Source organism: Streptomyces misionensis, assembly GCF_007896895.1.
Classification (GTDB): Bacteria; Actinomycetota; Actinomycetes; order Streptomycetales; family Streptomycetaceae; genus Streptomyces; species Streptomyces misionensis_A.
Map to the genome: position 1 here is coordinate 41,045 of NZ_VOGW01000028.1, position 25,495 is coordinate 66,539.

Here is a 25,495-nt window from a genome sequence, read left to right on the forward strand (position 1 = left end):
GTTGGAGGGGCAGGACGTCGACGCCGGGTCGGATGCCCTCCAGGGCCAGGGTGGGGGCGAGGGCGACGCCGATGCCGGCGGCGACCATGGCCTGGGCTTCCTGGTAGTCGTGGGCCTCGTAGACGATATGGGGCTCGAAGCCGACGGCGTGGCAGCCGCGGATGAGGGCTTCGGCCACCGGATGGTGCTCGGCGCGGGTGATCCAGGGGTCGTGGGCGAAGTCGGCGAGTGAGGCGGTGCCGCGGCCGGCGAGTGGATGGCGGTCGCTGACGAGAAGGGCCGGCGGGTCGTCGAGGAGCGGGGTGACGACGATGTCCTCCCGGTCGATTCTGCTCCAGTCGTAGTCCCACATCAGCGACATCTCGATCTCGCGGTTCTCCAGCATGGTCCACAGCCCGGCGATGCGGGCGCTGCGGACGGTCAGCCGTACGTCGGGGTGGGCGTCACGGAAGGCGATCACGGCCTGCGGGAGGAGCGAGGCGCCGACCGTGGGGAAGGTGCCGATGCGCAGGGTGCCCGCACGCAGGCCGGCGTAGTCGGCGAGTTCGTTCTCCGCGGCCCGCAGTTCGCGTTCGATCCGGTGCCCTCGTTCGGCCAGTGCCCGGCCGGCGTCGGTGAGGGTGACGCCCCGGGCATGGCGTTCGAGCAGCGGCTGGCCCGCCTCCGTTTCCAGGCGGCTGATCTGCTGCGATACCGCTGACGGTGTGTAGTTGAGGGCGCGGGCTGTGGCGGTCACCGAGCCGCGCCGGGCGACCTCCGTGAACAGCAGGATTCGCCGGACGTCGAGCATGCCGCCACCTCCAGCGTTCACTTCAGCTTAATAGCCATGCAGATTTCCGAGATTGTACTTCACGCTGCCGTAACCCACCGTGGAGGACACCCCGCACGGAGAGACCGTCGGTGGGCCCCCTTCCATGGCTGTGAGGAGTCAGTTGTGCTGCGTCTGCAGGGCGAGATGATCCGCGGAGGAACCAGCAAATGCTGGATCTTCGACCACCACGACGTGGCCGCCACGGGCGTGGACGTCGATGCGCTCCTGCTCGCCGCCTTCAACGCCGCCGACCCCCGCCAGATCGACGGTGTCGGCGGCGCCTCCTCCACCACCTCCAAGGCCGCCGTCGTACGGGCGTCGACCCAGCCGGGGGTGGATGTCGAGTACGCCTTCGCACAGGTCGGGATCGGCGACGAACGCGTGGAGTGGGCCAGCAACTGCGGCAACTGCGCCACCGCCGTGGCCCTGTACGCCGTCCACCACGATCTCGTGCCGATCACAGCGGACACCACCACGGTCCGCATGCTCAACGTCAACACCGGGGCCCGCCTCGCCGGCACGATCCCCACCCCCGCGGGCGTGGCCCCGGAGGAGGGCACCGCCATGGTGCCGGGCACCTCGGCGCGGGGCGTGCCGGTCCTGCTCGGGTTTAAGGATCCGGCGGGCTCGACGACCGGCCGGGCACTGCCGACCGGCCGGGCACTGGACGAGCTGACCGGCCCGGACGGTCCCGTGGAGGCGTCCCTGGTGGACGCCGGCGCGCCCGCCGCGCTGTTCGAGGCCAAGGCGTTCGGCCTGGAAGGCACGGAATCCCTCACCGCGTTCGCCGCCGCAGTGCCCGCGCTGACGCTGCTGCGCCGCCAGGCAGCGCTGGCCATGGGCCTGGCCCGCGAGGACGATCCGGTCAGTCACACGGTGCCGAAGGTGGGCATCGTCGCCCGACCCGCGCTCTATCGCACCGCACAGGGGATCCTCGTCAACCAGGACGAGTACGACCTGGCCGTGCGCATGGTCTCCATGCACGCCCCGCACCCGGCGATCGGCCTGACCTCCGCCGTGGCCCTGGCCACGGCCGCCGCCACCCCTGGCACCCTCGCCCACCGCGTCGCCCGGCAGACCGCCGACGGCACGCTGCGCCTGGGCACCCCCGCCGGGGTGGTCACCACCCGAGCCGTTCCCGCACCGGACGGCGCGTCCCCCACGGTGCTGCTGCACCGCGCCGCCCGGCGTATCGCCCGAGCCGAACTCCTTGTCCCCGTCCCGGAAGGACGCCCCGCATGAGCCGCAACGACGCCGCCCCGGGTACCGTCACCGCACCACCGGGCCGCATCCGCCGGATGCTGTCCCATCTCTACGTCCAGTGCCTGATCGCCGTCCTTCTCGGCGCCGCCGTGGGCGGGCTGTGGCCGTCCTTCAGCGCTGACCTGAAGCCGCTCGGCGACGGCTTCATCGCGCTGATGAAGATGTTCATCGCGCCGATCATCTTCTGCACGGTCGTCCACGGCATCGCCTCCATGGGCAACGCCCGCGCGGTCGGCCGGGTGAGCCTGAAAGCTCTGGTCTACTTCGAGGTGCTGACCACCGTGGCCATGGTGGTCGGCCTGGTCGTCGTCAACGTCGTCCAGCCGGGCAGCGGTCTGCACGTCGATGCTTCGGCCCTGTCCGACAAGGGCCTGCCGCCGGAGGCCGCTACGGCCCACGAGGGTTTCGCCGACTTCCTCCTGGCCATCATCCCGGGCACCCTGGTCAGCGCCCTGACCGGCAACGAGATCCTGCCGGTGCTGCTGGTGTCGGTGCTCATCGGCTTCGGCCTGCACGCCAGCGGGGAGGCCGGCCTGAGCATCGCCCGGGGCATCGAGAAGTTCTCCACGGTCCTGTTCACGCTCATCCGCTGGATCATGCGGCTCGCCCCCGTCGGCGCGTTCGGCTCGATGGCCTTCACCATCGGCCACTACGGCCTGGGCACCCTGCGTCACCTGGCCCTGCTGGTCGGCTCGTTCTGGCTGACCTCCCTCTTCTTCGTCCTGGTCGTCCTCGGGACCGTGATGCGCCTGAACGGACTGCGGCTGCTGCCCTTCCTGCGTTACATAAAAGAAGAGCTGCTGATCGTCCTGGGCACCTCGTCCACCGAGCCGGTCCTGCCGCGCATGATGGCCAAGCTCCAGCACGTGGGCGCCTCGAAACCGGTCGTCGGCATCACGCTGCCCGCCGGGTACTCCTTCAACCTCGACGGCACCGCCATCTACCTGACCATGGGCTCGGTCTTCCTCGCCCAGGCCCTCGGCATCCACCTCAGCCTCACCCAGCAGCTGGCCATGCTCGTCGTCATGCTGCTCACCTCCAAGGGCGCCGCAGGCGTCACCGGCTCCGGCTTCATCGCCCTGGCCGCCACTCTCGGCACTGTCCCGCACGTCCCGGTCGGCGCCCTCGCGCTGATCTTCGGTGTCGACCGGTTCATGTCCGAAGCCCGCGCGCTGACCAGCCTGGTCGGCAACGGCGTCGCCACCCTGGCCGTCGCCCGCTGGGAGGGCGAGCTCGACGAGGATCGCGCCAAATCCGTCCTGCGCGGCGAGATGCCCTACGCCCCCAGCCTCGCTCCGACTGCCGTGCCGGCCGAGCCCGAACCGAAGGAGACACCCGCCGCGACCCACGCCCCCGTCCCCGTCGCACGCTGACGGCGCGTGGGCGGGGCGGCCCGGCGCGGACTGCGCCGGGCCGCCCCGCCCACCTCACTTGCCCGGCGTCGGCCAGCATCCCGAGCACCGCGGCGGGTGTGATCTCAGCCCCCTGCGGGGGGCACCCCGTGTCAGTTACGGCTGCCAGGGCCGTTCGGCCCCCTGTCAGGCCTCGCCGGGGTCCGGCACGTCGAGCGCCAGCACGGCGAAGGTGGCCAGCCAGTGGTCGGTGGTGAAGTCGCCGCGTTCCACGGCGGGCAGGCCCGCGGCGAGGTGCGCGTCGGCCGCCTCGGCCAAGCGGCCGCGGACCGGGCCGGCCGGCAGCGCCCCGGCGATCGACCGCAGCGCGGCGGCCCTGCTCAGGGCGAGGCCCAGCAGGTGACCGATCTGCGGATCGGCGTGGTCGGACACGACGGGCACGTCCAGGAGCGGGCAGGGCGCGCCGGAACGCAGCGCGGGCAGGAAACGGTCGAGCCACCGCGCGAACCGCTCCCCGTCGAGCACCCGGCGCATCGCGTCGGCCTCGCTCAGCGCGGGCGACAGGAAGTCCTGGCCCGAGGGCTCCCAGTGCGCGGGAGCGTCGTGGTCGTCGGCGAACCAGGTCAGCAGGCGTTCCCGCACGGCCTCGGTGGTGGTGGCGGACAGTTCCCCGGCGTCCAGGAGGAGACCGAACGCGAAGGCGCTGTTGGGGTGGTTGCCGTGGCGCACCGGGTAGGTGGCCTTCGGCAGCCAGTCGGCCAGCAGCCGGTCGACGGCGGCGACGGCGGGTGCCAGCGCCTCGCTCCAACGTGCGCCGGCGGCACCCCCGTACGCCCGGCACTCGGCGGCGAGTGCGACCAGCCACGCCCAGCCGTACGGCCGCTCGAAGGAGGGCCGCGCCAGGAGATAGGCGGCTTCGACGGCGAGGGCGTCCGGGGTGAGGTGCCGGTCGAGCACCTCGGTGAACGCCGCCGTCCCGGCGAGCGCGGGCGTCGCGCCGTGACGGCGCAGCACGCGCACGAGCAGCCAGTGCATGTGGACCGACGAGTGCCAGTCATAGGCACCGTAGAAGGCGGGGTGCAGGGTGCTCGGCCGCACGTCCTCTTCGGCCGAGGTGACCAGGTGGGCGGGGGAGTTGGGGTACTCGCGGGTGATGTTGGCGAGGGCGAGCCGGGCGAAGGGTGTCGCGTAGGAGGCGAGCGGCATCAGTGGGTGGCCCCCTCGGTGGTCTTCAGGTCCTGGTCCGCCGGGGTGGTGGCGGCGGCGACCAGCAGGGCGCGCAGGCCGCGGGCGACGGTGGCGGGCTCCAGGGCCGGGGCGGTGCCGTCGGTGACCTGCTCGGGTGCCCAGGGCACGTGCACGAAACCGCCGCGGACGTGCGGGAACTCGGTGGCGAGCAGGTGGCCGAGGCCGTAGGCGACGTGGTTGCAGACGAAGGTCCCGGCGGTGTGGGACACGGCGGCCGGGACCCCGGCCGCGCGCACGGCGGCGACGCAGGCCTTGACGGGCAGCGAGGAGAAGTAGGCGGCGGGGCCGCCGGGCACGACCGGTTCGTCCACCGGCTGTGCGCCGTCGTTGTCGGGGATGCGGGCGTCGTCCAGGTTGATGCCGACGCGTTCGACGGTGACGGCTGGACGGCCGCCCGCCTGGCCCAGGCAGAGGACCAGGTCGGGGGAGCAGGCGCGGACGGCGTCCCGCAGCGCGCCGAGGGAGGTGGCGAAGACGCAGGGGAGTTCGGCGGCGGTGACCGTGAGCCCGGCGGGCGGCTCGGCGGCCAGCAGGGAGGCCGCCTGCCAGGAGGGGTTCACTGTCTCGCCGCCGAAGGGGGCGAAGCCGGTGACGAGCACACGGGTCATGGCACTTCCTTCACGGGGAACGACGGTGGGACGGGCCGGGCACGGGCGGCCCGGGGCGCGCGGTGCCGGCCGGGCGGTTCAGAAGGCGAAGACCGCCATGATCACGGTGCAGCAGACCAGGAGCGGCAGCGCCGTCGGGATCTGCGCCTTGATCGGCCCGTACTGGTCCTTCAGTTCGAGCAGGGTGGCCGGGACGATGTTGAAGTTGGCGGCCATCGGCGTGCACAGCGTGCCGGCGAAACCGGCCAGCATGCCGATGGCGAGGACGGCGGCCTCGTTGCCGTGCATCTGCTCGATCAGGACGGGCCAGCCGATCGCCGCGGTCATCACGGGGAAGGCGGCGAACGCGTTGCCCATGATCACCGTGAACAGGAACATGCCGACGCAGTACGCGACGACCGCGAGGTACTTCGAGTTGTCCGGCAGCACGTCGTCGACGATCCTGCCGACCTGGGTGCCGACCCCGGCCAGCGCGAAGATCGACCCGAGGACGGCGAGGAGTTGGGGCAGCAGCAGCGCGGAGCCCATCGCCTCCAGCATGGAGCGGCCGGAGTGCAGCGGCGCGGAGACCTTCTTCTCACCCGTGACGAGCATGCCGACGACGAGGGCGACGACGCATCCGACGCCGAGGCCGATCAGCGTGGCCTTGCCCGTCTCGAACAGACCGGAGTCGTCGAGTACGGAGGCGCACACGATCGCGACCAGCGGGATCGTCAGGGCCGGGATGAAGATCCGGCTGCCCAGCCGGGCCGCGGAGGCCTCGCGCTGCTCGGCGGTGGTGGTCACCGGGACGCCCTTGCCGAGGAAGTTGCCCCCGGCGAGCACGATCAGCACGAGGACCGCCACACCGAGCGGTTCGGCGGGCAGGGTCCAGCCGCCGTTGTGAGCCTCACCGTTGGCGACGCCGGTGCCGTAGGGGAAGGTGAGGCCGAGCAGCCCCCAGAACGCCGCGGACGTCCACCGCTTCGGGTTGCTGCGGTCGGCCGCCATCTGCACGGCCATGACGACGAAGACGAGGCCCACCAGCCAGTAGAGCCATTCGACCTTGATCACTTGGTGGTTCCCTTCGGCAGCGGCAGGTCGTGCTCCGCGGCGGCGAGCGCCATCTCGCGCTCCAGTCGCCGGTCCAGGAGCAGCAGACGGGCGCCGTGGATGAGGAAGGCGCAGACGGCGAGCGGAATCGCCCACAGCGCCAGCTGGGTCGGTTCGAGTTCCTGGTGGTACGTGGAGTTGACGAAACCGGTGATCAGCAGGATCGAGCCGATCGCGATGAAGCAGTCCTCGCCGAAGAAGACACCGACGGTGTCCGCCGAGGCCGCGTAGGAGCGCACCTTCTCGCGCAGGCGCTCGGGCAGTGCCGCGCCCGTGGTCCGTTCGGCCGCCGCCTCGGCCATGGGTGCGACGAGCGGCCGCACGGTCTGCGCGGGACCGCCGATGCTGTTGAGGCCGAAGGCCGCCGTGACCTGCCGGACCAGCAGGTAGACGGTGAGGAAGCGGCCGGCGCTGAGACTGCCGAGACGGCCTATGAGGTTGCGGGCCTGTTCACGCAGGCCGTAGCGCTCCAGGAGGCCGATCACGGGGAGCACGATGGCGAAGACGGTGACCGAGCGGCTGTCGGCGAAGGACCGGCCGAAGGCCGCGAGGACCTCCAGCGGGTTCATCCTGCCGAGCAGTCCGGTGACGATCCCGGCGACGCCCACGACCAGGACGGGATTGCGGCGTGTGACGAATCCGAGGATCACCACGACCACACCGAGGAGAACGATCATGCGCGGCCTTCTTCAGGCGTTGGGGACAGGGCGCCCCGCAGGGGCGGAGCCGGTTTTCCGGTTCCAGGGGGATGCACGGACCCTAGGTGATCGTTGAACGATCGAACAAGGGGTGGGTTCACGTCGCCGCTCCCGGACGAACCACAGGACCCCTTGTCGGATCGTTCAACAACCATCTGGTTTCGGGGTCGTGATCGATCTCGACGCGGACCTCGGTGAAGGCTTCGGACGGCGCGCCATGGACGTGCCCGGCGGGGAACTGGCGGCGGAGACGGCGTACCGGATCGGTGCCCTGCGCGTCTTCGCCCGGGCGGCGCGCACCGACGTGGCTTACGTCGAACGGAGGAGATCGTGCCCGGCGCGCGAACCGTTGTCCTCGACGGCGTGCCCGATCCCACGGCGCCGGCCCGCCGCCCCGCTCACCAGGATGTCCCCGCACGGGCCGCCGACACCGGGGGAACGGCCGAGATGCCCGTCCGCTCCGATGGGCGCGACCTGGCCGAGGTGGCCGCCCTGTACGGGATCGGCGTCCAGGAGGTCGCCGGCCGTCACTGCGCGCACGCCTGCCGCGTCGGCTTCTGCGGATGCGCCCCCCGGTTCGGCTACTTCACCGGCCTGCCCGGGACCCCGCACGTGCCACGCCGCGGCACCCCCGCACCCGGGTTCCGTGCCGGCGGGGACCTGTACGACGCGTGCACGGCTGCGGTTCGTGGCCGACCCGCAGCGGCCGACCAGCCGGAGACCGCGGACGGAAACCGGGAGGCTCGCTCACTTCATCGCTCGGGGACCCGGCCCTGTTGGTTCATCGTGGTGACGAGGGTGGAGGAGATGTGGGCCAGGGAGGGGTCCGCGGCGATGAAGAACGTCTCGACTCCGGCCAGTTCGTGGTTCATGCGGGCCATCGGCAGCTCGTAGTCCAGGTCGGCACCGCCGCGGACACCGCGGATGACGACGTCGATCCCACGGTCGCGGCAGTAGTCGACCAGCAGCCCGCCGGTGTGGGAGTCGACCGTCACGTTGCTCAAGTCGGTTGCCGCCGCACGGAGCAGCTCCAGTCGCTCCGCGACGGGGAAGCGGCCGCTCTTGTTCGGATTGGACATCACGCACACGACGACCTCGTCGAACAGGAGGGCGGCGCGCCGGAGTACGTCCTGGTGCCCTTGGGTGACCGGGTCGAAGGATCCTGGGAAGAGGGCTCGCATGATCGGCAAGAATAACAAGCGGCTCCGCCGGCGCCCGGCGTGCTCCCGACGGCCGATGCGTCGTCCAAGTGGCGCTCGGCGCACGGCCGTCGAGGTCCGGCCGGGCGCGTGGTTCGGCTACGACACGTCGCTGGTGGGCAAGCCCGGCTCCGTCGAGTCCGGAGGGTTCGTCAGGCTCGATCCGGACGGACCCCACACCTGTCCGGGGCCGAGGAGACCGGCAGCTCCACGGCGGGCTCCGCCACGGCCCGAGCGTTCCCCCGTCAACCGCCGTAGACGGCCGCGATCTCGTCGGCGTACTCCCGCGCCACCACATCGCGCTTCACCTTCTGCGACGCGGTCAGTTCTCCGCCGGCCGCGGTGAAGTCGCGGGGCAGGATACGGAAGGCCCTGATCGACTCCGCGCGCGAGACCGACTGGTTGGCGTGGTCCACGGCCTCCTGGACGACCGCGCGCAATCCCGGGTCTTCACGGAGATCGGCGACGGTCGCGCCGGCCGGCCGTCCGTTGCCGGCCTTCCACGCCGCGAACGCGTCCTCGTCGATGGTGACCAGCGCCCCGATGAACGGCCTTCCGTCGCCCACGACCATGCACTGGCTGATCACTCCACGGCCCCGCAGCCGGTTCTCCAGCGGGGCGGGCGCGACGTTCTTGCCGTTCGACGTCACGAGCAGTTCCTTCCTGCGGCCCGTGATCCGCAGGTATCCGTCGTCCAGTTCGCCGAGGTCACCCGTGTGGAACCAGCCCGCCGGGTCCAGGGCCTCGGCCGTGGCGGCCTCGTTGTTCCAGTACCCGCTGAACACCTGACCGCCCTTGACGAAAACCTCGCCCTCGTCGGTGATGCGCACGGTGGTGCCGGGCAGCGGCCGCCCGACGGTACCGAAGCGCACCTCGCCGTCGAAGCCGGCGGTGATCAAGGGGGACGTCTCGGTCAGCCCGTACCCCTCGCGTACGTCGATGCCCGCACCCCGGAGGAAGTGGGCCAGCCGGGGGTCGAGCGGAGCGCCGCCGCAGATCGCGTGCGTGCACCGGCCCCCGAGGGCGGCGCGGATGCCGCCGTACACCAGCTTGGCGAACACCGCGTGCCGCAGGCGCAGGAGGGGTCCGGGGCCGCCGGTGTCGAGCGAGCGGCTGTAGGCGACGGCGACCCGCTCGGCGCGCTCGAAGACCCGTCCCCGGCCGGCGGCCCGCGCCTCCTGCCGCGCGGTGTTGCGGATCTTCTCGAAGAGGCGCGGCACCGTGAGGACGAACGTCGGCCGGAACGACCGGAGATCGGCCGCGAGGTTCTTGGTGTCGGGAACGTGCCCGATCCGAACCCGGGCCTGCACACAGCCGAGCTGGATCAGGCGGCCGAACGAGTGGGCGAGCGGCAGGAAGAGCAGCGTCGAGGCGCCCGGCCGGAGCATCGACCGCATCTTCGGCACCGCGTTGGCGACCTCGAAGCACAGGTTGCGGTGACTGAGGACGCAGCCCTTCGGCCGGCCGGTCGTGCCGCTGGTGTACGCGATCGTGCCCGTGTCGTCCGCCCGCACCGCATGGCGGCGCCGCTCGACCTCCCCGGCCGGCACCGCGGCACCCGCGGCGATCAGTTCGTCGACCGCGCCGCGCGGCCCCTCGATCTGCCACAGCCTGGTCAGCTCCGGGAGCCGGTCGCTGACTGCGGCCACCGTCGCACGGTGGGCGTCGGTCTCGGCGAAGCACGCGACCGCGCCGGAGTCGGACAGGATCCAGGCGACCTGCTCGGCCCCGGAGGTCTGGTAGACGGGCACGGCGACGGCACCGACGGCCCAGATCGCGTAATCGATCAGGGCCCACTCGTACCGGTTCCCGCTCAGCAGCGCCACCCGGTCCCCTACCTCCACCCCGGCGGCGATCAGGCCGCGGGCCAGCGCGACCACACCGTCGCGGAACTGCGCGCAGGTCACGTCCTGCCACCGGCCGTCCACGCGCCGGGCGAACTGGATCGCGTCCGGCGCGTCGGCCGCGTTGTCCCAGACCGGATCGGTGAGCACGGCGGAGTCCGCGACGGCCGCGACGGCCGGCACGGACAGTTCGCTGACGACGCGTGGCCCGGGGCGTGACCGGCCGCCCCGCGAGGAGGCCGGCGGGGCGGGGTTGCGGTGGTGCGCCGCGTCCTTCATCGGATCTCCTGAGACGGGCCCGACCGGAGCTGGCGGGCCGCTTCGACGTGGTGACCGGGCGGTCGGCGTGCCGGCCGCGGCCCCTCAGCCTCCGTTGCCGGCGCCGCGGATCACGACGACGGGGCAGGGCGCGTGCTGCACGCAGTGCATGCCGACCGAGCCCAGCAGTGTCCCGCGGATCTCGCCGCGCCCCCGGTTGCCCACGACCAGCAGATCCGCTCCCTCGGCGGCATCGAGCAGAACGGCGGCCGGATGCCCGTGGGACGAGGTGGCGCGCAGCGGGACCGGCCGGCCCGGACCCGGGCCGAGGGCCTCGTCGATCGCCTGGTCGAGGACCGTGCGCATGCGTTCGGCGTAGTCGCTCGACTCCTTCTCCGTGGGCGAGACCAGACCGTGCCACGGTGTCGGAAGGTCCCAGGCCAGGATCGCGTCGACAGCGCCGCCGATCAGCTTCGCCTGGTTCACCGCCCATCGGACGGCCGCTTTCGACTGCTCGGACCCGTCGACGCCCACCACGATGCGCGGCGGGGCTGCGGCCTCGTTGTTCATCACGTGATTCCCACCTGGTCGTAGACGCCCCCTCCCACCACCATCTCCGTGACCGTGGGGAGCCGCCACTTCACCGGGCGGCGGTCCCCACCGACGGCGGCCCGTGCGGGGCACGGGAGGCGCGGTGGCGACGGACCGGCCGCCCCCCGGCCTTCGGGTGATGCGTACCGACGCGGGTGTCGCGCACCGCCGCGGCGCGAGGCACTGCTCTCATCTCGACGGTCGGCCGACAGGGCGATGCCACGCGGCCTTCCCGGCGTGCCGGGAAGGCCGGGCGCGTGCTCATCGCACGTCGGCGGGCGGGCGCATGCGTCCGCCCGTGGTCACCGCGGCTGGTAGGCGGTGGCCAGCACGGAGACGGTGACCTGAGCGGGCAGGAGGCCGTCGTCGAGGCGGGCACGGCTCACATGGCGTGCGCTCGGCGTCATCGCCACCAGGTCCACGGCGTCCGGCCGGGTCAGGGCCGCGGCGTACTCCACCTGTTCGGTGACGGCGGCCTCGAAGAAGGGGGCCAGCGCCCGGTGCAGGCGCTGTTCCTTGGCCGGGTCGATCGTCACCATCGCGGGCAACCGGCCGCGCAGCTCGGCCAGGTGCCGCCCGGTGGGGCGGACCACGATCAGCCGGCCGGCCGGGCGGAGCACTCGGTGGAACTCGGCCGGGTTGCGCGGGGCGAACACGTCCAGCACGACATCGGCCGTCCCGTCGGCCAGCGGGAAGGGACGGAAGACGTCCCAGGCCACCGCGGCGGCTCCGGGGTGGGCCCGGGCTGCCGAGCGCAGCGCGCGCGCCGATGTGTCCAGCCCCAGACCGCGGGCGCCGGACAGCCGGTCGAGTACGCCGGCCAGGTAGTAGCCCGTGCCGCATCCCACGTCCACCACCGTGCTCCGCTCGGACGGGGCGTCGGCCGCCAGGCGGGCCGCCACTTCGCGGATGGGCGCGTAGGCGCCGGTGGACAGGAACCGGTGCCGGGCCTGGACCATGGCGGCGTCGTCGCCGCTCGTGGCGCGGGTACCCGTCAGCAGGCCGGCGTAGCCGTGGCGGGCTATGTCGAAGGTGTGACCCACCGGGCAGCGCAGTGCTGTGTGGTCGGCGCGCAGGCGGCGCGTACGGCACGTCGGGCAGCGAAGCAGGTCGAGGGAGAGTTCGAGGGCGGGGGGGAAGCGACACGGGCACGAGGCACTCCTGGCACGGGGTGAAGGGAAGGGGGACCGTGCCCGCACGCGCACTCGGGTCGTCGCTGCCTCGGGAAGCAACGGGCAGCGCGGGTAACGCGGTTCACGCGGTGGGCACGCCAAGGATGGCGACGCCGTCCGGCATCGCCCTCAACGCCTTCCGATCACAGGAAGCAGCAGTGCGGGGTGCTCATGAATGCCACGTCATGAGTCTATGAGATGTCCTGGCGCCGTGGTCCAGGGAAAGGCTCCCGGGACCGCCACCGCCGTTGCGGGTACGGGCCGACGGCGATCGGTCACCCGTGCTCACGCCGACGGGCCGAGCGCACCCACCACCTCGCGCGCTACGCCCGCATGCCCCGAGGCGGCCACCTCGCCGCCCACGAGGAACCGGGCCTGCCGGCCGACGACATCACCGCGTTCTTCCGCGGCCACCGGTGACCGCCGCCTGCCGTTCCGCCGTACCCGGAGGCCGGCGAACGGCCGCGGGCCGGGACCCGAGGTAATGAGCGGCAACGCCCCAAGTCCCTTGGTACGGTGCACCGGTGTCAGCGATCAGGACGTTCCAAGTCACCTTCGACTGCGCCGAGCCCGAGCGTCTCGCCCGTTTCTGGTGCGAGGTGCTGGGGTATGTCGTCCCGCCGCCACCCGACGGGTTCGCCACGTGGGAGGACTACAAGCGTGCGCAGCCACCCGAGCAGCGGGATTCATGGTTCGCCTGCGTGGATCCCTCAGGCGTGGGCCCGCGGCTGTACTTCCAGCGCGTCCCCGAAGGAAAGGCCGTCAAGAACCGGGTGCATCTCGATGTGCGGGTCGGCACCGGACTCGTGGGCGAAGAACGGCTCGCCGTACTCGAGGCCGAGTGCGCACGACTGGTCCCGCTCGGCGCCGTACACGTGCAAACCCTGTACGACGGCAACGATTCGTGCATCCCGATGCTGGACATCGAGGGCAACGAGTTCTGCATCGACTGAGCACATGAGGCGGGGGCCGTCCCATGAGGGCGGGATCACCGCCGAGGAACGGTGTTGCCCTCGCCCGCGGTGATCACTGAGGTCGGTCACGTGACTGCCGGGTCGGCCTTGGGCCACGCACGAGTGGGTTTCCCGGCCTCGGCATGAGCCCGAGGCGGGCCAGAGACCCGCCCCCTTCTCCGCGTCTTCCCTCCCGGCGCCCGCGTACGGCGCCTTGCGAACGGATACCGAGACCGGAGACATCCCACCGATGTCCTACTACGCGGACCCCGGCCACACCCGGCCCGGCCGGGTCAACGACCTGTTCGGTGGCCGCGGCGCCTACTTCGACGACCCGGACGGCCACGACATGGAGGTCATGACCCGGCCTTACGCCCGCCCGTGGAGTCGACCGCCTTCCCCCCGGCAGGAAGCGCCCGTGAGCATGTTGCCGGTGGCGGCGGAGATGACCGCGTCGAGCCGGTCGCGGGAGTGCAGGAGATCGGTGATGCGCTGGTCGACGTGCTCGCGTTCCGCCGCCAACCGCGTGAGCAGTGGGGGAGTGGCCCGGCCGTCGACGACATACGGGAGGAGTTCGACGATCGCCTTGCTGGACAGCCCGGCGGCGTACAGCTGCTGGATCAGCCGGACCCGGTCGACCGCGCTCTCGGGGTAGTGGCGCTGGCCGCTGGGGCTGCGCTCGGCGGTGAGCAGCCTCTGCTCCTCGTAGTAGCGCAGGGCGCGGACGCTGACGCCGGTCCGGGCGGCGAGTTCTCCGACGCGCATCTCGACTCCTGCGGGACATCCGTCAGGCGGCTTGCCCCTGACACCGGCGTGAGGTTCTAGCGTAACCGACATGCGCCTCTCCGGGGGATTTCCTCCTGGTTCATCCCCTGTTGCGCGAGGGCTCGGACGAAGGAAGCGTGCCGAAACGCGTTCCCTCCCTCAAGCCGGCCCGGCCCCGCCACACACCCCGCACCTGGAAGAAGCACCCCCATGACCACGTACAAGACGACCGGCCTCACCGGCCCCGCGCCCACCCCGGCGGTGTCGGTCGGACCGGTCGTGCTGCCCGCACCGCAGCGCGGCGAGGACCTGCACGTACGCGTCTCCGCGCCGGTCACCGGAACCCGGCTGCCGATCGTGCTGTTCGCGCACGGATTCGGCTCCCACCTGGACGGCTACGCACCGCTGGTCGACCACTGGTCCTCCCGCGGCTTCGTGGTGATCCAGGCCACCCACCTCGACTCCAGGCGGCTCGGCATCGCCGCGGACGATCCGCGCAGGCCGCATCTGTGGCGGTACCGCGTGCAGGACATGAAGCGGATCCTCGACGAACTCGCCACCCTGGAGGCGGCCGTGCCCGGTCTGGCCGGCCGGATGGACCACGGTCGCGTCGTCGCGGCCGGGCACTCCTTCGGCGGCCAGACCGCGGGCATCCTCGTGGGTCTGCGCGTCACCGACCCGCTGACCGGCGTCGCGCGGGACATGTCCGACCCCCGGGTCATGGCCAGTGTCCAACTGGCCACCGCCGGCCGGGGCGGCGACGAACTGACGCCCTTCGCCCTGGAGAACGCCCCGTGGCTGCGCGGCCAGGACTTCTCCCACATCACCGCCCCCGGGCTCGTCGTCGCCGGGGACGAGGACGAACTCCCGCTCTCCACCCGGGGACCGTCCTGGACGACCGACCCGTACACCCTCAGCGGTGGCGACAAGAGCCTGCTGACGGTCTACGGCGGCCGGCACTCCCTCGGTGGCATCTCCGGCTACGAGGCGGCGGAGACCACCGACGAGAACCCCGACCGCGTCGCCCTCGTCCAGCAGGTCACCCTCGCCTACCTGCTGCACGTCACCGGTACCGACCACACCGACTGGGAAACGGCGCGGGCCGTACTCGCCGGTGGATACCACCCGTTGGGACGGCTGGAGTCGAAGTAGCCGCCCGCCCCGGGCCCGTCAGAAGGCGTCGACGTACACGTACAGCCGGTCGAAGCGGCGGGCGGCCAGGTCGGAGCGGCGGATCACCCAGTGGAAGAGACCCGACTCCAGCTCCTCGCAGTCGTCGTCGCCGCGCCAGCTGGCCAGCAGCGTCCACTCGTCGCCGTCCGCGGCGGGCAGCGGCACGTCGTCCCGGGCCACCTCGACCGGGTCCCAGTTGAAGGAGTTCGGCTCACCACCGAGCTGGAATCGCCAGCGAGGGCGCCAGCCGACCACGTGCGACCAGGCGGACTCCAACTCGGCGAGCCGCTCCGACTCCTCGTCGTCGTCCTCCTCGCGCGGCGGCCACGACCACTGGTGGAAGCAGAAGTCCAGCCGCGCCCGGCGGTAGGTGTCCGGGCCGTCGTCCGGGTCGGCCGGTCGCTCCGCCGACGGCGTCCCGGCCGGTACGTACCGCACGGCGTCGGCGAGCACCGCTCCGCTGCCCGGATCGGGGTCGGCGAAGAACAGCAAGTGGCCCTCGGTCGGCAGCGGCAGATCGGTCGCCCCCGGAGGCAGCGCCGCGCAGTCGACGGCCGCGACGAACGCCGCCGTCGGCGCGGGGGCACCCGCCGGCAGCGGCGGGTGCCCGCCGGTCAGCGCCACCACCGGGCCGGGGCCGTCCTCGGCCAGGTAGATCGCCGGGCGGGCTCCGCGTATGTACGCCTCCACCTGGGCGGCCGGAATCCCCCGTGCGGCGGCCTCCGCGCGGAAGCGGGCGGCCCGGGCCGCCGGGGTCTCGTCAACGGTTTCCGTGTCGGTCATGGCACGACCCTATGGTCTGTCAGCCGGTTGACGCTGCCATCGCCCACGGCGCTTCCTCCTCGTCCGACCACGCGGGCGCAAGGAGAGGGAAGACGCCGGGGCTACGCGGCTCCGTCGGTGGCCCGCGTGCCGGGCGGGCCGGTCTCACCGAGGACCGCGTCGATGGCGTGCAGCCGGCGGGCCACCGGTCCGAAGGACACCAGCCCGCTGCCGGCTCCCGCCAACTCACCGTGCGCGGGGGCGAGTTCGTCACGGGCGCGACGCAGCACCGGCAGGTGGCCCACGGCCGCCGCCGCGCGGGCGAGGACGCACCACAGAGCCTCCTGGAGGAGGTCGTGCGGCGGTCGCGGGACCGCTGCGAGGGCTTGGCGGGCCTGGTCGGCGGCGCCGGAGGCGGCCAGCAGCAAGGGGGCGAGCCAGGGCCGGTAGGGGCCGGCGTCGAGGTGGGCGAACTCCTCGGGCCCGGGCAGAGAGTCGCCCCGCATGACCGGGACCAGCGCGACGAGGACGGCCACGCCCCGGGTCAGGCCGGGCATCCCGCAGTCGGCGGTCTCGGCGAGGACCTGCGCGTACCGGGGGCGGGCGGCCTCCCAGCCGTCGGTCTCGCACACACGCAGGGCCCGGTACCAGGACGTGAACACCCCGGCGAGCGGCCGTTCGTTGCGGTGCGCCAGACGGTCGATCTCCTCGGCCTGCGCATCCGCCGCCGCGAGGTCGCCCAGTCCCGCGAGGGCCTGGAGGCGGACGAGGCGGCCCAGGACCTCGTGGCCGGGCAACTGGTGGTCGACGGCGAGCCGGGTCAGTTCGGTGCCCAGGGCATCGCGGCGGGCGGCCGAACCGCAGGTGGCGAAGGACTGCATGAAGGCGCCGTTGAGGGCGAACGCGAGCAGCGCGGGGTCCTGGAGGCGGCGCGCGAGGCGGACGGCTTCCTCTGCGGCCCGCTCGGCGCGCAGCCGCCACGGCTCGGCGGCGCGCGGATCAGCCGCCCGGGGAGGCGGCGTGTCGGCCGCGGCGTCGCCGCGTGACTCGACGGCGACGACCGACAGCAGCCGGGCCCGCAGCGCGGGCGGCCCCTGCGGGCCGAGCCGGGCGGCGGCGCGGGCCGCGGAACGGGCGAGCGCCCCGGCGTCCTCGGGGTCGTCGGCGCGGGTCCACACGGCCGGCACGTCGTAGGAGCCGATGATCCTGGCGGCCAGTTCACCGTCGCCGCTCGTCTCGGCCGCCGCCACCAGGTCCCGGCGGTGCGCGCGGGCCTCCCGCAGACCGTCGGCGCCGGTCACCGCGAGGTCGCGCAGCAGACCGGCGGTGGCGTGCAGCCGCGCCCGCGACCCCGCCGGAACCGAGCGCTCCCACGCGGCGGCGGTACGGTCCCACACGCCGCCCGCCGCCCCCGCCGGTTCGGCCGCGGAGCCGCCCGCGGCGAGGAGGCGGGCCTCGGCGCGCGCCAGGGCCGCCCCGGCACCGGGCCCGTAGGCGCCGCTGAGCTCCCGACGGGCGTCCCGCAGGATCGTCACGGCCTCCCCGCGCATCCCGCACCGCTCCAGCGCGGTGGCCAGCAGCACCCAGCCGTCCTCCCGGCGCGGATGCGCGGCGACGTGGGCGCGCAGGTCGGCCACGGCGTCCCGGGCCGCGCCGGTGGCCAGCAGGGCGTCGGCGCGCCGTTCGACCGCGTCCAGGCGCAGCGCCTCCAGCCGGGCCTGCTCGGCGGCGGCCCACGCGGCGGCGGGAAAGTCGGCCAGGACCGGCCCGCGCCAGTGGGCGAGCGCCTCGTCCCACAAGGCGACCGCCGCCTGCGGCGGCGCCTTCGCGGCCCGCGCGACGCACTCCTCGAAACGCCAGGCGTCCACCGCACCCCGGCCGGCCCGCAGGACGTAGCCCGGGCCGTCGGTGACCAGCAGCCGGGACGGCTGACGGGCAGGACGTCCGGGTTCCAGGGCGCGGCGCAGCGCCGCCACGAAGGTGCGGACCGCGCCGACCGCGCCTGCCGGAGGCTCGTCCTCCCACAGATCGGCGACCAGCCGGCCGACCGGCACCACCCGCCCCCGGGCGATCAGCAGCCGGCCCAGCACTTCCCGGTGGCGGGGCGCGCCGAGGCGCAGCGGGGTGCCGTCCGGCTCCCAGGCGGCGACCGGTCCCAGAATTCCGAACTCCACACCCATGCCGTCCTCCCGGCGCGCCGCCACCCGGGGTCCCTCGAATCCGCTCATCGATCACTGATCCGGGGCCCCCAACCTGGGTGACGTCCCGGAACGACCGGACCACCCAGGTCAGGGCCCCGGACATGTCCACTCTGCCACGAACCGCAGGAGTCGCTGTGACCCACCCGAGCATCCCCGGATTCACCGAGCACCGCGTGCCGGTCGACGACGGCGTCACGCTCCACGCCGCCGTCGGCGGCACCGGAAGCCCCGTCGTGCTGCTGCACGGATTCCCGCAGACGCACCTGATGTGGCGGCACGTCGCCTCAGACCTCGCCGCCGACCACACCGTCATCTGTCCCGACCTGCGCGGCTACGGCGCGAGCGACAAGCCCGTCGAGAACGGTCAGGACGTCTACTCCAAGCGCACCATGGCCCGCGACATCGTCCGTCTCGCCGGCGCGCTGGGACACGATCGCTTCACCCTGGCCGGCCACGACCGCGGCGCCCTGGTCGCGTTCCGCGCCGCGATGGACCACCCGGACACGGTGTCCGGCGCGCTGTTCCTCGACATCCTGCCGACCCTCGACATGTGGGACGCCCTGCACGGCGTGTCCGGGGCGGTCGGCTTCCACCTCTACCTCATGGCGCAGCCCCCCGGCCTGCCGGAGCAGATGATCCAGGCCGCCGCCCGGCCCTTCTTCGCCCACTTCCTCGACGCCTGGACCAACACTCCGGACGCGATCCCCGACGGGGTCCGCGACCACTACCTCGCCGCGTCCGCGGCGGCCGTGCCGTCCATCGTCGCCGACTACCGCGCCTCGGCCGGCGTGGACGTGGCCCACGACACCGCCGACAAGGAGGCGGGCAACCGGCTGGCCATGCCCGTCACCGTGCTCCAGCAGGACTGGGGCGCGGCCCTCGGCTACCACGCCCGGAGCCTGTGGAGCGCCTGGAGCGAGGACCTGCGCCACCGCACGGTCTCCTGCGGCCACTTCATGGCCGAGGAGGACCCCGGGATGATCACCGAGGAGATCAGGGCCCTGGTGCGCCGCTGACCTCGGTGACGCGCCGGTGAAAAGCGCTCCGCCCTGCCGAGGAGAGGCCGGCAGGGCGGAGCGCGGGGCGGGCCGGTCGGCCCGCAGGGGTCAGGCGGCCACAGAGGCGGCGGGCCGGGGCTCGCCGTGGACGCTCTCGGCCTCGTCGACCGGGGACGCCGACGCGTTGTCGTACTTCGTCCGGTCGAGGATGTTCTCCCGCGCGGAGACGATGACCGGGATGAGGGCCTGGCCCGCGACATTGGTCGCGGTGCGCATCATGTCCAGGATCGGGTCGATGGCGAGCAGCAGGCCCACGCCCTCCATCGGCAGGCCCAGGGTGGACAGGGTCAGCGTCAGCATGACCGTCGCGCCCGTCAGACCGGCGGTCGCCGCCGAGCCGATCACCGAGACGAAGGCGATGAGCAGGTACTCCTTGATCCCGAGCTGGACGTCGAAGATCTGGGCCACGAAGATCGCGGAGATGGCCGGGTAGATCGCCGCGCAGCCGTCCATCTTCGTCGTCGCGCCGAACGGCACGGCGAAGGAGGCGTACTCCTTCGGGACGCCCAGGTGGATTGCCGACTGCTGGGTGACCGGCATGGTGCCGACCGAGGAACGGGAGACGAAGCCGAGCTGGATGGCGGGCCAGGCGCCCTTGAAGAACTGCACCGGGTTGAGCTTGCCGGCGAAGGCCAGCAGCAGCGGGTAGACGCCGAACAGGACCAGGGCGCAGCCGATGTAGATGTCGGCGGTGAACGTCGCGTAGTTGCCGAGCAGGTCCCAGCCGTACTGCACGATGGCCCGGCCGATGAGTCCGGCGGAGCCGATCGGAGCGAGCAGGATCACCCACCACAGGGCCTTCTGCAACAGCTCCAGGACGGACTCGGAGAGGGTGAGGATCGGCTGGGCCTTCGGTCCGATCTTGAGGATGGCGATACCGGCGACGACCGCCATGAAGACGATCTGCAGGACGTTGAGCTGGACGAACGGCGTCACGACGTCGGTCGGGAGGATGCCGGTGAGGAAGTCGAGCCAGCTGCCGGCGTGGTCGGGCTTGGCGCCGTCGGCCGGGGTGAGCGAGGAGCCGGACCCCGGGTTGGAGACCAGACCGATGACGAGGCCGATGACGACCGCGATCAGCGAAGTGATCATGAACCAGAGCAGGGTGCGGCCGGCCAGGCGAGCCGCGTTGTTGACCTTCCGCAGGTTGGTGATGGACACCATGATCGCGAAGAAGACCAGGGGAGCCACGGCCAGCTTCAGCAGCTGCACGAAGATGCCGCCGACCTTGTCGAGGGTGGTGGCGAGCCAGGACACGTCGTAGGTGCGGGCGACATAGCCGAGCACCAGACCGACGGCGAGGCCGAGCAGGACCTGGGCCCAGAAGGGCACGGGTATCCGGAAGCCCGGCTTCGCGGGCTTCGGATCAGCGGTGTTCGTGGACACGGAAGGACACACTCCAGTGGGGACGCGCGGGGAGGGACGAGCAGGGCGTACGGGAGCGGCGACCGTGGAGAGGTCAACGGTGCCGCTGCATCGAGGAGTTGGCGATCAGACGCAACAAGCCGCGGACATGCAGAGGCAGAGGTCGACATGCAGACGCTGCACGAGCAGGACGCTCGTGACGGTGCGGCGGACGCCGCGCGGGGCGCCCAGGGGGCACACGGTTGCTGTCTTCATGGCGTAAGGACATTAACATCCTTACTTTGAGAACATCAAAGCAGAACTTTGGCAGGTCTTTGGCCCCTCGGCGCCGAGATCGTCGTACAACCCTCGACTCTCCTTGATCGTCAAAGAGAAGCGGCCCGGCGTGGGCCCTTGATCGGCGACCACGCCGACCGCGTGACCTGACCGCCTCTCACCTGGAGATGTCATGAGAGCCGACTCCGTCCGCCGCGCACTGCGGCTCGGAGCCTGTACGACGGTTGCCGCCGGACTCGTCACCCTGGGGCTCGCCACCGCTCCCGCGTACGCCGGGACCGAGCCGGAGACCGACCAGCTCTGGATCACCGCCCCGTACGAGCCGACCCTGCCGCTCGGCGTCGACGGCGGGACCCCGATGACCCGCACGCTCGACGTCAGGCTCAACCACGACAACGACCACTTCACCGTGACCGACGGCCGGCTCACCGTGGACGCCTCCGGACTCGCCGGGGTGGCCGAGATCACCTGGCCGGACAACTGCACGCCGAGCGGCGCGACCGCGGTGTGCGACGTGCCCGAGGTGCCGGTGACCGGGACCACCGGCGGCGAGGTGCACCTCAAGGTCCGCGCGGCCGACGGGGCGGCCGTCGGGGCACGGGGCCGCATCACCTTCGAGGCGACGGCCACCGGCGGCCCGGACGGTACGCTCACGGCCCCGCACGACAGCTTCGACACCACGGTCACCGTCGCCTCGGGACCCGACCTCGGGCTCACGACCGGCGGCGACATCGAGGGCGCCCGGCCGGGCAGCACGCAGACGCTCCCGTTCACGCTCACCAACCACGGCAACGAGACCGCGCACGGCTTCACCGTCACGATGACGGCCTCGTACGGCGTGCGGTACCTCAACCGGTACGACGCCTGCGTCTACACGACGTCGAGCGGCGACGAGTACGCCCCGATGTCGTACGCGACCTGCACCTTCCACCAGGATCTGGCACCGGGCGCCTCCTTCGAACTGCCCGAACCGCCGCAGGTCGAACTGACCTCGCACGCGCTCCGGGAGCGGGTGGACATATCGGCGCAGCCGATCGGCGCGACCGACCTCGGAGGCGCCGACGACTATGTGGCACTGCAGATCGGCGCCGACAACACGGCCGACTTCTCGGTGACCGGCGCGGCGGTCACGGGCGCCGCGGGCGAGACGGTCACGGCGTCACCCACCTTCAAGAACAACGGGCCCGCCTGGCTCGGCAATCTGGGCTCCGGGGACCCGGTCGCCGACGTCAGGCTGATCGTCCCGTCCGGCACCACCGTCACGGGCGTGCCGGAAGGCTGCGTGCCGCGGACCCTCTCCGGGGGCTACTACCCGAACCGCACGGGCGCCCCCCGCTACGACTGCTCGCTGCCGTACTGGGTGCTGGAGAACACGGAGCGCTCCTTCCCCTTCAAGCTCCGGATCGACACGGTGGTGCCCGGGGCGACGGGTGAGGTCAGCATTCATCCCCCGTTCGGCGAGTTCCGCGACGACCCGGACCTGACGAACAACTCGGCCGTCCTCACGGTGAATTAGGGATCGTTTCCACGGGGGTGACGGTGGGGCGGCGGCCGGCGGCGAGGCCGACCCGCCGCCTCGCCGTACGGAGTCGCGACACCGGAGGGAAAGGCCGCCTTCACCGCAGACCGATGAGGAAAACGAGGTGCCGGAACCGGTCGCGCGTCCCTACCCTCGGCGCCATGATCCCCCAGTCCCCCCTGCTGAACGTCATCGACGTGGAAGCCACGTGCTGGGACGGGCAGCCGCCGCCCGGCTCGGTGCACGAGATCATCGAAATCAGCCTCACCGTCGTGGACGTGTCGGCGCGGCGCCGTGTGTCCCGCCACCGTGTCCTGGTCCGCCCCGCCCGATCGGCGGTCAGCGACTTCTGCACCCGACTGACCGGACTGACACAAGCCGAGGTGGAACGGGGAGTCACCTTCGCCGAGGCCTGCCGCACCCTCGTCTGCGCGTACGAGGCCGGGGAGCGCCCCTGGACGAGCTGGGGCGAGTACGACCGCCGGCAATTCACCCGGCAGTGCCAGGCGGACGGGGTGGCCTGCCCGTTCGGGTATCCCGCGCAGCGCACCCACACCGACGCCAAGGCGGTCTTCAGTGCGGCCCACGGGCTGCGCAGGAAGCCCGGCATGGACCAGGCCCTGCGGATCGCCGGACTGCCGCTCGAGGGGCGTCATCACCGCGGCGAGGACGACGCGTGGAACATCGCCGCACTCGTCCTCGACCTGCTGGGCCGCGGCGCATGGCCGGCCGCGGGCTCGACCGCCCAGGGCGACCAGGGGCGTTCACCGCGGCCGAGGATGTGACGGGACAACGCGCCGACGGCGGGGGAGCGCGGTCACTCGCCGGTCGGACGCAGGCACGATGCCGCTCACTCCGTCGTCTCCCAGTCCCAGGTGTCGAAATAGGCGGCCCGGCCGGTGCGGCGGGCCTGGGCCACGGCGCTCAGGCGAGCGAAGTCGCGAGGGGGCATCAATGCCCGCCACCCGGGCAGCGGCAGGACCCGGACCTCGTCGTGCTCGCTCGGGTCCAGGACGATGCCGTCGATCTGCGCCGCGGAAAGCCGGCCACCGTCGAAAACGCAGCCGATCGTGCTGTAGGGCCACTCGGTGCCGGGCAGTCCGTACACCGTCGCCAGCAGCCGCGGCGGCCCGGACACCGTCAGGCCGGTCTCCTCGGCGCACTCCCGCACGGCCGTCTCCCAGGGACGCTCGCCGGCGTCCATCGTGCCGCCCACCAACTGCCACGGGTGCGTGGGCGAGTAGACGGACCGCAACTGCAGCGGCCGGTCGTCCTCGTCGGTGAAGTACAGGCACGCGAAGCACGTGGCCTTCGGAACCGTCTCGGCGTACCGCTCGGGCGGCATCCAGCCCGGGCCGGCCCCGGGCGGTCCGTCCCCGTGCGCCGGCACGCCCGGCGCGGCCGGCTCCTCCGGCCGGGTCATCCGCATCAGCGCCGGACTGCCCGAGAAACCCAGCTCGCGGTAGAGCGGAGCCGCCTCCTCACTGGCGTGCAGCTCGAACAGGGTGACGTGTTCGGCCCGGAGCCGATCGAGCAGCGCGCCGACGACGGCTCTGGCGTAGCCGCGGCGGCGCAGATCCGGGCGGGTGGCGACCATCTGCACACGGGCGGCCAGGCCACGGGGATAGGCCGGGGCCGGGAGGACCGGGTGGATCAGTCCCAGCGCGCAGGCGGCCGGCGAGCCGTCCGCGGCGTCGACGACGAAGCACCGGGCGTCTCCGGCCGGTGTCAGCCGGGGAGCCAGTTGGGCGGTGCACCGCCGGATCCACTCCTCGCTCAGCGGCCGGGACAGGACGTACGCGGAGCGCAGGCGGACGATGCCCTCGGCGTCGGCGGGCGTGGCCGTGCGGACGGGGGGCGGCTCGGCGACGGCCGACGGCCGGGCGGTGGCGGCAGGGGTCGTGTCGGCGTTCATGGGGTGCCTTCCTGAAGCGAGTCGGGCGAGCCGCGCCGGGCGGGTGACGAGGACCGGCGGGGCACCGCGGCATGTGGGGGCAGCGTCCAGGCGAGGGCCTTCCGGCCGGTACCGGAGGTGACGTGTTGCGGTCCGTCGCCGTCCGGCATCTCGACGTGGTAGGTGTCCGGCCGGCCGGCGCGGTCCCAGCGGTCATGGAGGTCCTCCAGTTCGGCCCACACATCGCGCGGCCCGTGCACGCGCACGGTGCCGGCACCGGGCCCGGCCACCGCCCAGGAGTCCTCCCGGGGCGCGACGATGGTCATCGCCCCGGCCTGGAAGTCCCGGACCAGTCCCGGTGCCAGGTAGGCCGCGGCGACCCAGAAGCCGTGGGCGTCGTCCGCGGGCGGTGCGAGCCGGGTCGGGCGCGGCCGTCCGGGGTCGGCCCTGACACGGTCCCGGTGGTCGACGGCCGTGAGCCACCGGTAGCCGAGCAGCGGACGGCAGCCGCGCGGCCGTCCTTGCAGGAGCGCTCGCAGCCCGCCCTTCGGGGTGCGGGTGACGGACAGCTGTCCGGGCCAACTGGGTGTTCTGGTCGTGAGGGTGGTCAGCAGCCTTCCTCCGGGGGCGAGTTGGGCCGGCCAGGCCGGGGGGAGGCAGGACACGCCGATGCCGGAGTGGATCCGGTCGTACGGTGCCCCCGTGGCGTGCCCGTCCAGCGCGTCGCCTTCGACGACCTCCGCGCCCAGGTCCAGCCGGCCCAGGTTGCGCCGGGCGAACGCGCTCATGTGCGGATCGGCCTCGACGCCGGTCGCGTGGCCGGGACCTGTGACGGCGGCGGCGAGCGCGAGGGTGATCCCCGGGCCGGTGCCCAGGTCCAGGAACCGCTGCCCGGGCTCCAGGCCAAGACGTTGCAGCGCCTCGACGGTGGCCGGGGTGCAGGTGCTCATGGAGGTCATGTGGCCGCCGGTCACCGGCCCCCGGCCGAGACCGGACAGCGGCTCGCCGTTGCGCTGGAGGAGAACGGAGTCGCCGCTGTGGACGAGGTCGAGCCACTCCGCCCGGTCGTCGGGATGGGAGCCGTCCAGGAGCCGCCAGTCGATCGGGTCCGCGCCGGGGCCGCTGACCCGGACGTAGGCGTGGGGGAGCAGCACCTCCCGTGGTACGCGCAGGAGCGCCGCGCGCAGCCGCGGGTCGGTCAGCTCACCGTCGGCCACGAGGTGTTCGACCATCGACGCGCGAGCGGCGGTCGCGGCGGCGAGCAGGTCCGCGGGGAGGGACGGGCGCGGTCCCGGACGCTCGGCGGTGGGGCAGGGGCCGCCGTCTCCCGGCCCTGGAGGGGCGGGTCCGCCAGTCGGTGCCGGTCGGGGAGTGTCCAGGTCCGGGGGGCTCC

General features: G+C 72.9%; 22 protein-coding genes and 3 pseudogenes. 10 read left to right on the top strand and 15 right to left on the bottom strand.

Going from position 1 to position 25,495, the window contains the following annotated elements:
• Nucleotides 1–790, bottom strand: a 790-nt coding sequence (locus FRZ03_RS04325) for a LysR family transcriptional regulator (RefSeq protein ID WP_146463869.1), incomplete at its 3' end; no start/stop codon positions are given.
• Nucleotides 791–934: 144 nt separating this feature from the next.
• On the opposite strand from FRZ03_RS04325, the gene FRZ03_RS04330 reads away from it, so the two are divergent.
• Both FRZ03_RS04330 and dctA read left to right on the top strand, forming a co-directional pair.
• Complete coding sequence (locus FRZ03_RS04330; protein WP_146463795.1) at nt 935–2,053, top strand: PrpF domain-containing protein; 1,119 nt, start codon at nt 935–937, stop codon at nt 2,051–2,053.
• Nucleotides 2,050–3,447, top strand: coding sequence for a C4-dicarboxylate transporter DctA (gene dctA / locus FRZ03_RS04335; protein ID WP_146463796.1), 1,398 nt, complete (start codon nt 2,050–2,052; stop codon nt 3,445–3,447). Before FRZ03_RS04330 ends, dctA begins: the two co-directional genes overlap by 4 nt.
• 165 nt (nt 3,448–3,612) lie before the next feature.
• Here dctA and FRZ03_RS04340 read toward each other — a convergent pair whose 3' ends face one another.
• The 4 genes from FRZ03_RS04340 to FRZ03_RS04355 form a co-directional block, all read right to left on the bottom strand.
• Nucleotides 3,613–4,632, bottom strand: coding sequence for a DUF2891 domain-containing protein (locus FRZ03_RS04340; protein ID WP_146463797.1), 1,020 nt, complete (start codon nt 4,630–4,632; stop codon nt 3,613–3,615).
• A complete protein-coding gene (gene pcp / locus FRZ03_RS04345) occupies nt 4,632–5,282 on the bottom strand; it encodes a pyroglutamyl-peptidase I (protein WP_146463798.1) in 651 nt (216 codons plus the stop codon). The genes FRZ03_RS04340 and pcp overlap by 1 nt, the downstream gene beginning before the upstream one ends.
• A 78-nt stretch (nt 5,283–5,360) precedes the next feature.
• Nucleotides 5,361–6,335 carry a DUF979 domain-containing protein gene (locus FRZ03_RS04350; RefSeq protein ID WP_146463799.1) on the bottom strand — a complete coding sequence of 325 codons (975 nt, stop codon included), beginning with the start codon at nt 6,333–6,335 and terminating at the stop codon, nt 5,361–5,363.
• Entirely contained in the window at nt 6,332–7,051 is a 720-nt protein-coding gene (locus FRZ03_RS04355; protein ID WP_146463800.1) for a DUF969 domain-containing protein, read from the bottom strand. Before FRZ03_RS04355 ends, FRZ03_RS04350 begins: the two co-directional genes overlap by 4 nt.
• 220 nt (nt 7,052–7,271) lie before the next feature.
• On the opposite strand from FRZ03_RS04355, the pseudogene FRZ03_RS04360 reads away from it, so the two are divergent.
• Nucleotides 7,272–7,391: pseudogene (locus tag FRZ03_RS04360) on the top strand (LamB/YcsF family protein); the annotation flags it as partial.
• Nucleotides 7,392–7,435: 44 nt separating this feature from the next.
• Nucleotides 7,436–7,666 (top strand): annotated as a pseudogene (locus FRZ03_RS04365) (carboxyltransferase domain-containing protein); the annotation flags it as partial.
• A 158-nt stretch (nt 7,667–7,824) separates the two neighbouring features.
• Here FRZ03_RS04365 and coaD read toward each other — a convergent pair.
• The 4 genes from coaD to FRZ03_RS04385 all read right to left on the bottom strand — a co-directional run bounded on the left by coaD (nt 7,825) and on the right by FRZ03_RS04385 (nt 12,073).
• Nucleotides 7,825–8,253: a pantetheine-phosphate adenylyltransferase gene (gene coaD / locus FRZ03_RS04370; protein ID WP_146463801.1), complete on the bottom strand. Its 429-nt coding sequence runs from the start codon at nt 8,251–8,253 to the stop codon at nt 7,825–7,827.
• Between the two features lie 263 nt (nt 8,254–8,516).
• Complete coding sequence (locus FRZ03_RS04375; RefSeq protein ID WP_146463802.1) at nt 8,517–10,394, bottom strand: AMP-dependent synthetase/ligase; 1,878 nt, start codon at nt 10,392–10,394, stop codon at nt 8,517–8,519.
• 84 nt (nt 10,395–10,478) lie between these two features.
• Nucleotides 10,479–10,943 (bottom strand): universal stress protein, encoded by a 465-nt coding sequence (locus FRZ03_RS04380; RefSeq protein WP_146463803.1) that lies wholly within the window; start codon nt 10,941–10,943, stop codon nt 10,479–10,481.
• Between the two features lie 323 nt (nt 10,944–11,266).
• A complete protein-coding gene (locus tag FRZ03_RS04385) occupies nt 11,267–12,073 on the bottom strand; it encodes a methyltransferase domain-containing protein (protein WP_261398559.1) in 807 nt (268 codons plus the stop codon).
• Between the two features lie 587 nt (nt 12,074–12,660).
• On the opposite strand from FRZ03_RS04385, the gene FRZ03_RS04395 reads away from it, so the two are divergent.
• Together FRZ03_RS04395 and FRZ03_RS40045 are read left to right on the top strand one after the other, a co-directional pair.
• A complete protein-coding gene (locus FRZ03_RS04395) occupies nt 12,661–13,089 on the top strand; it encodes a VOC family protein (RefSeq protein WP_146463805.1) in 429 nt (142 codons plus the stop codon).
• Between the two features lie 250 nt (nt 13,090–13,339).
• Nucleotides 13,340–13,471 (top strand): annotated as a pseudogene (locus tag FRZ03_RS40045) (VOC family protein); the annotation flags it as partial.
• Here FRZ03_RS40045 and FRZ03_RS04405 read toward each other — a convergent pair.
• Nucleotides 13,459–13,854, bottom strand: a complete 396-nt coding sequence (locus FRZ03_RS04405) for a MerR family transcriptional regulator (RefSeq protein ID WP_146463806.1) — start codon at nt 13,852–13,854, stop codon at nt 13,459–13,461. The pseudogene FRZ03_RS40045 and the gene FRZ03_RS04405 sit on opposite strands and share 13 nt — an antisense overlap.
• Before the next feature lie 210 nt (nt 13,855–14,064).
• Here FRZ03_RS04405 and FRZ03_RS04410 point away from each other — a divergent pair, with 210 nt between their 5' ends.
• The gene (locus FRZ03_RS04410) at nt 14,065–15,006 is read left to right on the top strand and encodes an alpha/beta hydrolase family protein (protein WP_146463807.1); all 942 of its coding nucleotides are present in this window, start codon (nt 14,065–14,067) and stop codon (nt 15,004–15,006) included.
• A gap of 18 nt (nt 15,007–15,024) precedes the next feature.
• On the opposite strand, the gene FRZ03_RS04415 is transcribed toward FRZ03_RS04410, so the two are convergent.
• Together FRZ03_RS04415 and FRZ03_RS04420 are read right to left on the bottom strand one after the other, a co-directional pair.
• The gene (locus tag FRZ03_RS04415; RefSeq protein WP_146463808.1) at nt 15,025–15,810 is read right to left on the bottom strand and encodes a DUF1963 domain-containing protein; all 786 of its coding nucleotides are present in this window, start codon (nt 15,808–15,810) and stop codon (nt 15,025–15,027) included.
• A gap of 101 nt (nt 15,811–15,911) precedes the next feature.
• Nucleotides 15,912–17,969 (bottom strand): AfsR/SARP family transcriptional regulator, encoded by a 2,058-nt coding sequence (locus tag FRZ03_RS04420; RefSeq protein ID WP_146463870.1) that lies wholly within the window; start codon nt 17,967–17,969, stop codon nt 15,912–15,914.
• 155 nt (nt 17,970–18,124) lie between these two features.
• Between FRZ03_RS04420 and FRZ03_RS04425 the strand changes: the two genes are divergently transcribed.
• On the top strand, nt 18,125–19,006 hold the full coding sequence (locus FRZ03_RS04425) for an alpha/beta hydrolase (RefSeq protein ID WP_146463809.1): 882 nt from the start codon (nt 18,125–18,127) through the stop codon (nt 19,004–19,006).
• A 90-nt stretch (nt 19,007–19,096) separates the two neighbouring features.
• Here FRZ03_RS04425 and FRZ03_RS04430 read toward each other — a convergent pair whose 3' ends face one another.
• On the bottom strand, nt 19,097–20,434 hold the full coding sequence (locus tag FRZ03_RS04430; protein ID WP_146463810.1) for a dicarboxylate/amino acid:cation symporter: 1,338 nt from the start codon (nt 20,432–20,434) through the stop codon (nt 19,097–19,099).
• A 427-nt stretch (nt 20,435–20,861) separates the two neighbouring features.
• Here FRZ03_RS04430 and FRZ03_RS04435 point away from each other — a divergent pair, with 427 nt between their 5' ends.
• Together FRZ03_RS04435 and FRZ03_RS04440 are read left to right on the top strand one after the other, a co-directional pair.
• Nucleotides 20,862–22,205 (top strand): COG1361 family protein, encoded by a 1,344-nt coding sequence (locus FRZ03_RS04435; RefSeq protein WP_146463811.1) that lies wholly within the window; start codon nt 20,862–20,864, stop codon nt 22,203–22,205.
• Nucleotides 22,206–22,369: 164 nt separating this feature from the next.
• Nucleotides 22,370–22,993, top strand: coding sequence for a 3'-5' exonuclease (locus tag FRZ03_RS04440; protein WP_186785249.1), 624 nt, complete (start codon nt 22,370–22,372; stop codon nt 22,991–22,993).
• A 65-nt stretch (nt 22,994–23,058) separates the two neighbouring features.
• Here FRZ03_RS04440 and FRZ03_RS04445 read toward each other — a convergent pair whose 3' ends face one another.
• Together FRZ03_RS04445 and FRZ03_RS04450 are read right to left on the bottom strand one after the other, a co-directional pair.
• Entirely contained in the window at nt 23,059–24,123 is a 1,065-nt protein-coding gene (locus FRZ03_RS04445) for a bifunctional GNAT family N-acetyltransferase/NUDIX hydrolase (protein ID WP_146463813.1), read from the bottom strand.
• Nucleotides 24,120–25,334 (bottom strand): methyltransferase domain-containing protein, encoded by a 1,215-nt coding sequence (locus FRZ03_RS04450; protein ID WP_146463814.1) that lies wholly within the window; start codon nt 25,332–25,334, stop codon nt 24,120–24,122. The genes FRZ03_RS04445 and FRZ03_RS04450 overlap by 4 nt, the downstream gene beginning before the upstream one ends.
• Nucleotides 25,335–25,495 lie beyond the last annotated feature (161 nt).

Coding starts and splice junctions, on each gene's coding strand:
- dctA (WP_146463796.1), top strand. CDS start 2,050: ATGAGCCGCAACGACGCCGCCCCGGGTACCGTCACCGCACCACCGGGC.
- FRZ03_RS04340 (WP_146463797.1), bottom strand. CDS start 4,632: ATGCCGCTCGCCTCCTACGCGACACCCTTCGCCCGGCTCGCCCTCGCC.
- pcp (WP_146463798.1), bottom strand. CDS start 5,282: ATGACCCGTGTGCTCGTCACCGGCTTCGCCCCCTTCGGCGGCGAGACA.
- FRZ03_RS04355 (WP_146463800.1), bottom strand. CDS start 7,051: ATGATCGTTCTCCTCGGTGTGGTCGTGGTGATCCTCGGATTCGTCACA.
- coaD (WP_146463801.1), bottom strand. CDS start 8,253: ATGCGAGCCCTCTTCCCAGGATCCTTCGACCCGGTCACCCAAGGGCAC.
- FRZ03_RS04375 (WP_146463802.1), bottom strand. CDS start 10,394: ATGAAGGACGCGGCGCACCACCGCAACCCCGCCCCGCCGGCCTCCTCG.
- FRZ03_RS04380 (WP_146463803.1), bottom strand. CDS start 10,943: ATGAACAACGAGGCCGCAGCCCCGCCGCGCATCGTGGTGGGCGTCGAC.
- FRZ03_RS04405 (WP_146463806.1), bottom strand. CDS start 13,854: ATGCGCGTCGGAGAACTCGCCGCCCGGACCGGCGTCAGCGTCCGCGCC.
- FRZ03_RS04410 (WP_146463807.1), top strand. CDS start 14,065: ATGACCACGTACAAGACGACCGGCCTCACCGGCCCCGCGCCCACCCCG.
- FRZ03_RS04415 (WP_146463808.1), bottom strand. CDS start 15,810: ATGACCGACACGGAAACCGTTGACGAGACCCCGGCGGCCCGGGCCGCC.
- FRZ03_RS04420 (WP_146463870.1), bottom strand. CDS start 17,969: ATGGGTGTGGAGTTCGGAATTCTGGGACCGGTCGCCGCCTGGGAGCCG.
- FRZ03_RS04435 (WP_146463811.1), top strand. CDS start 20,862: ATGAGAGCCGACTCCGTCCGCCGCGCACTGCGGCTCGGAGCCTGTACG.
- FRZ03_RS04440 (WP_186785249.1), top strand. CDS start 22,370: ATGATCCCCCAGTCCCCCCTGCTGAACGTCATCGACGTGGAAGCCACG.
- FRZ03_RS04445 (WP_146463813.1), bottom strand. CDS start 24,123: ATGAACGCCGACACGACCCCTGCCGCCACCGCCCGGCCGTCGGCCGTC.
- FRZ03_RS04450 (WP_146463814.1), bottom strand. CDS start 25,334: ATGGTCGAACACCTCGTGGCCGACGGTGAGCTGACCGACCCGCGGCTG.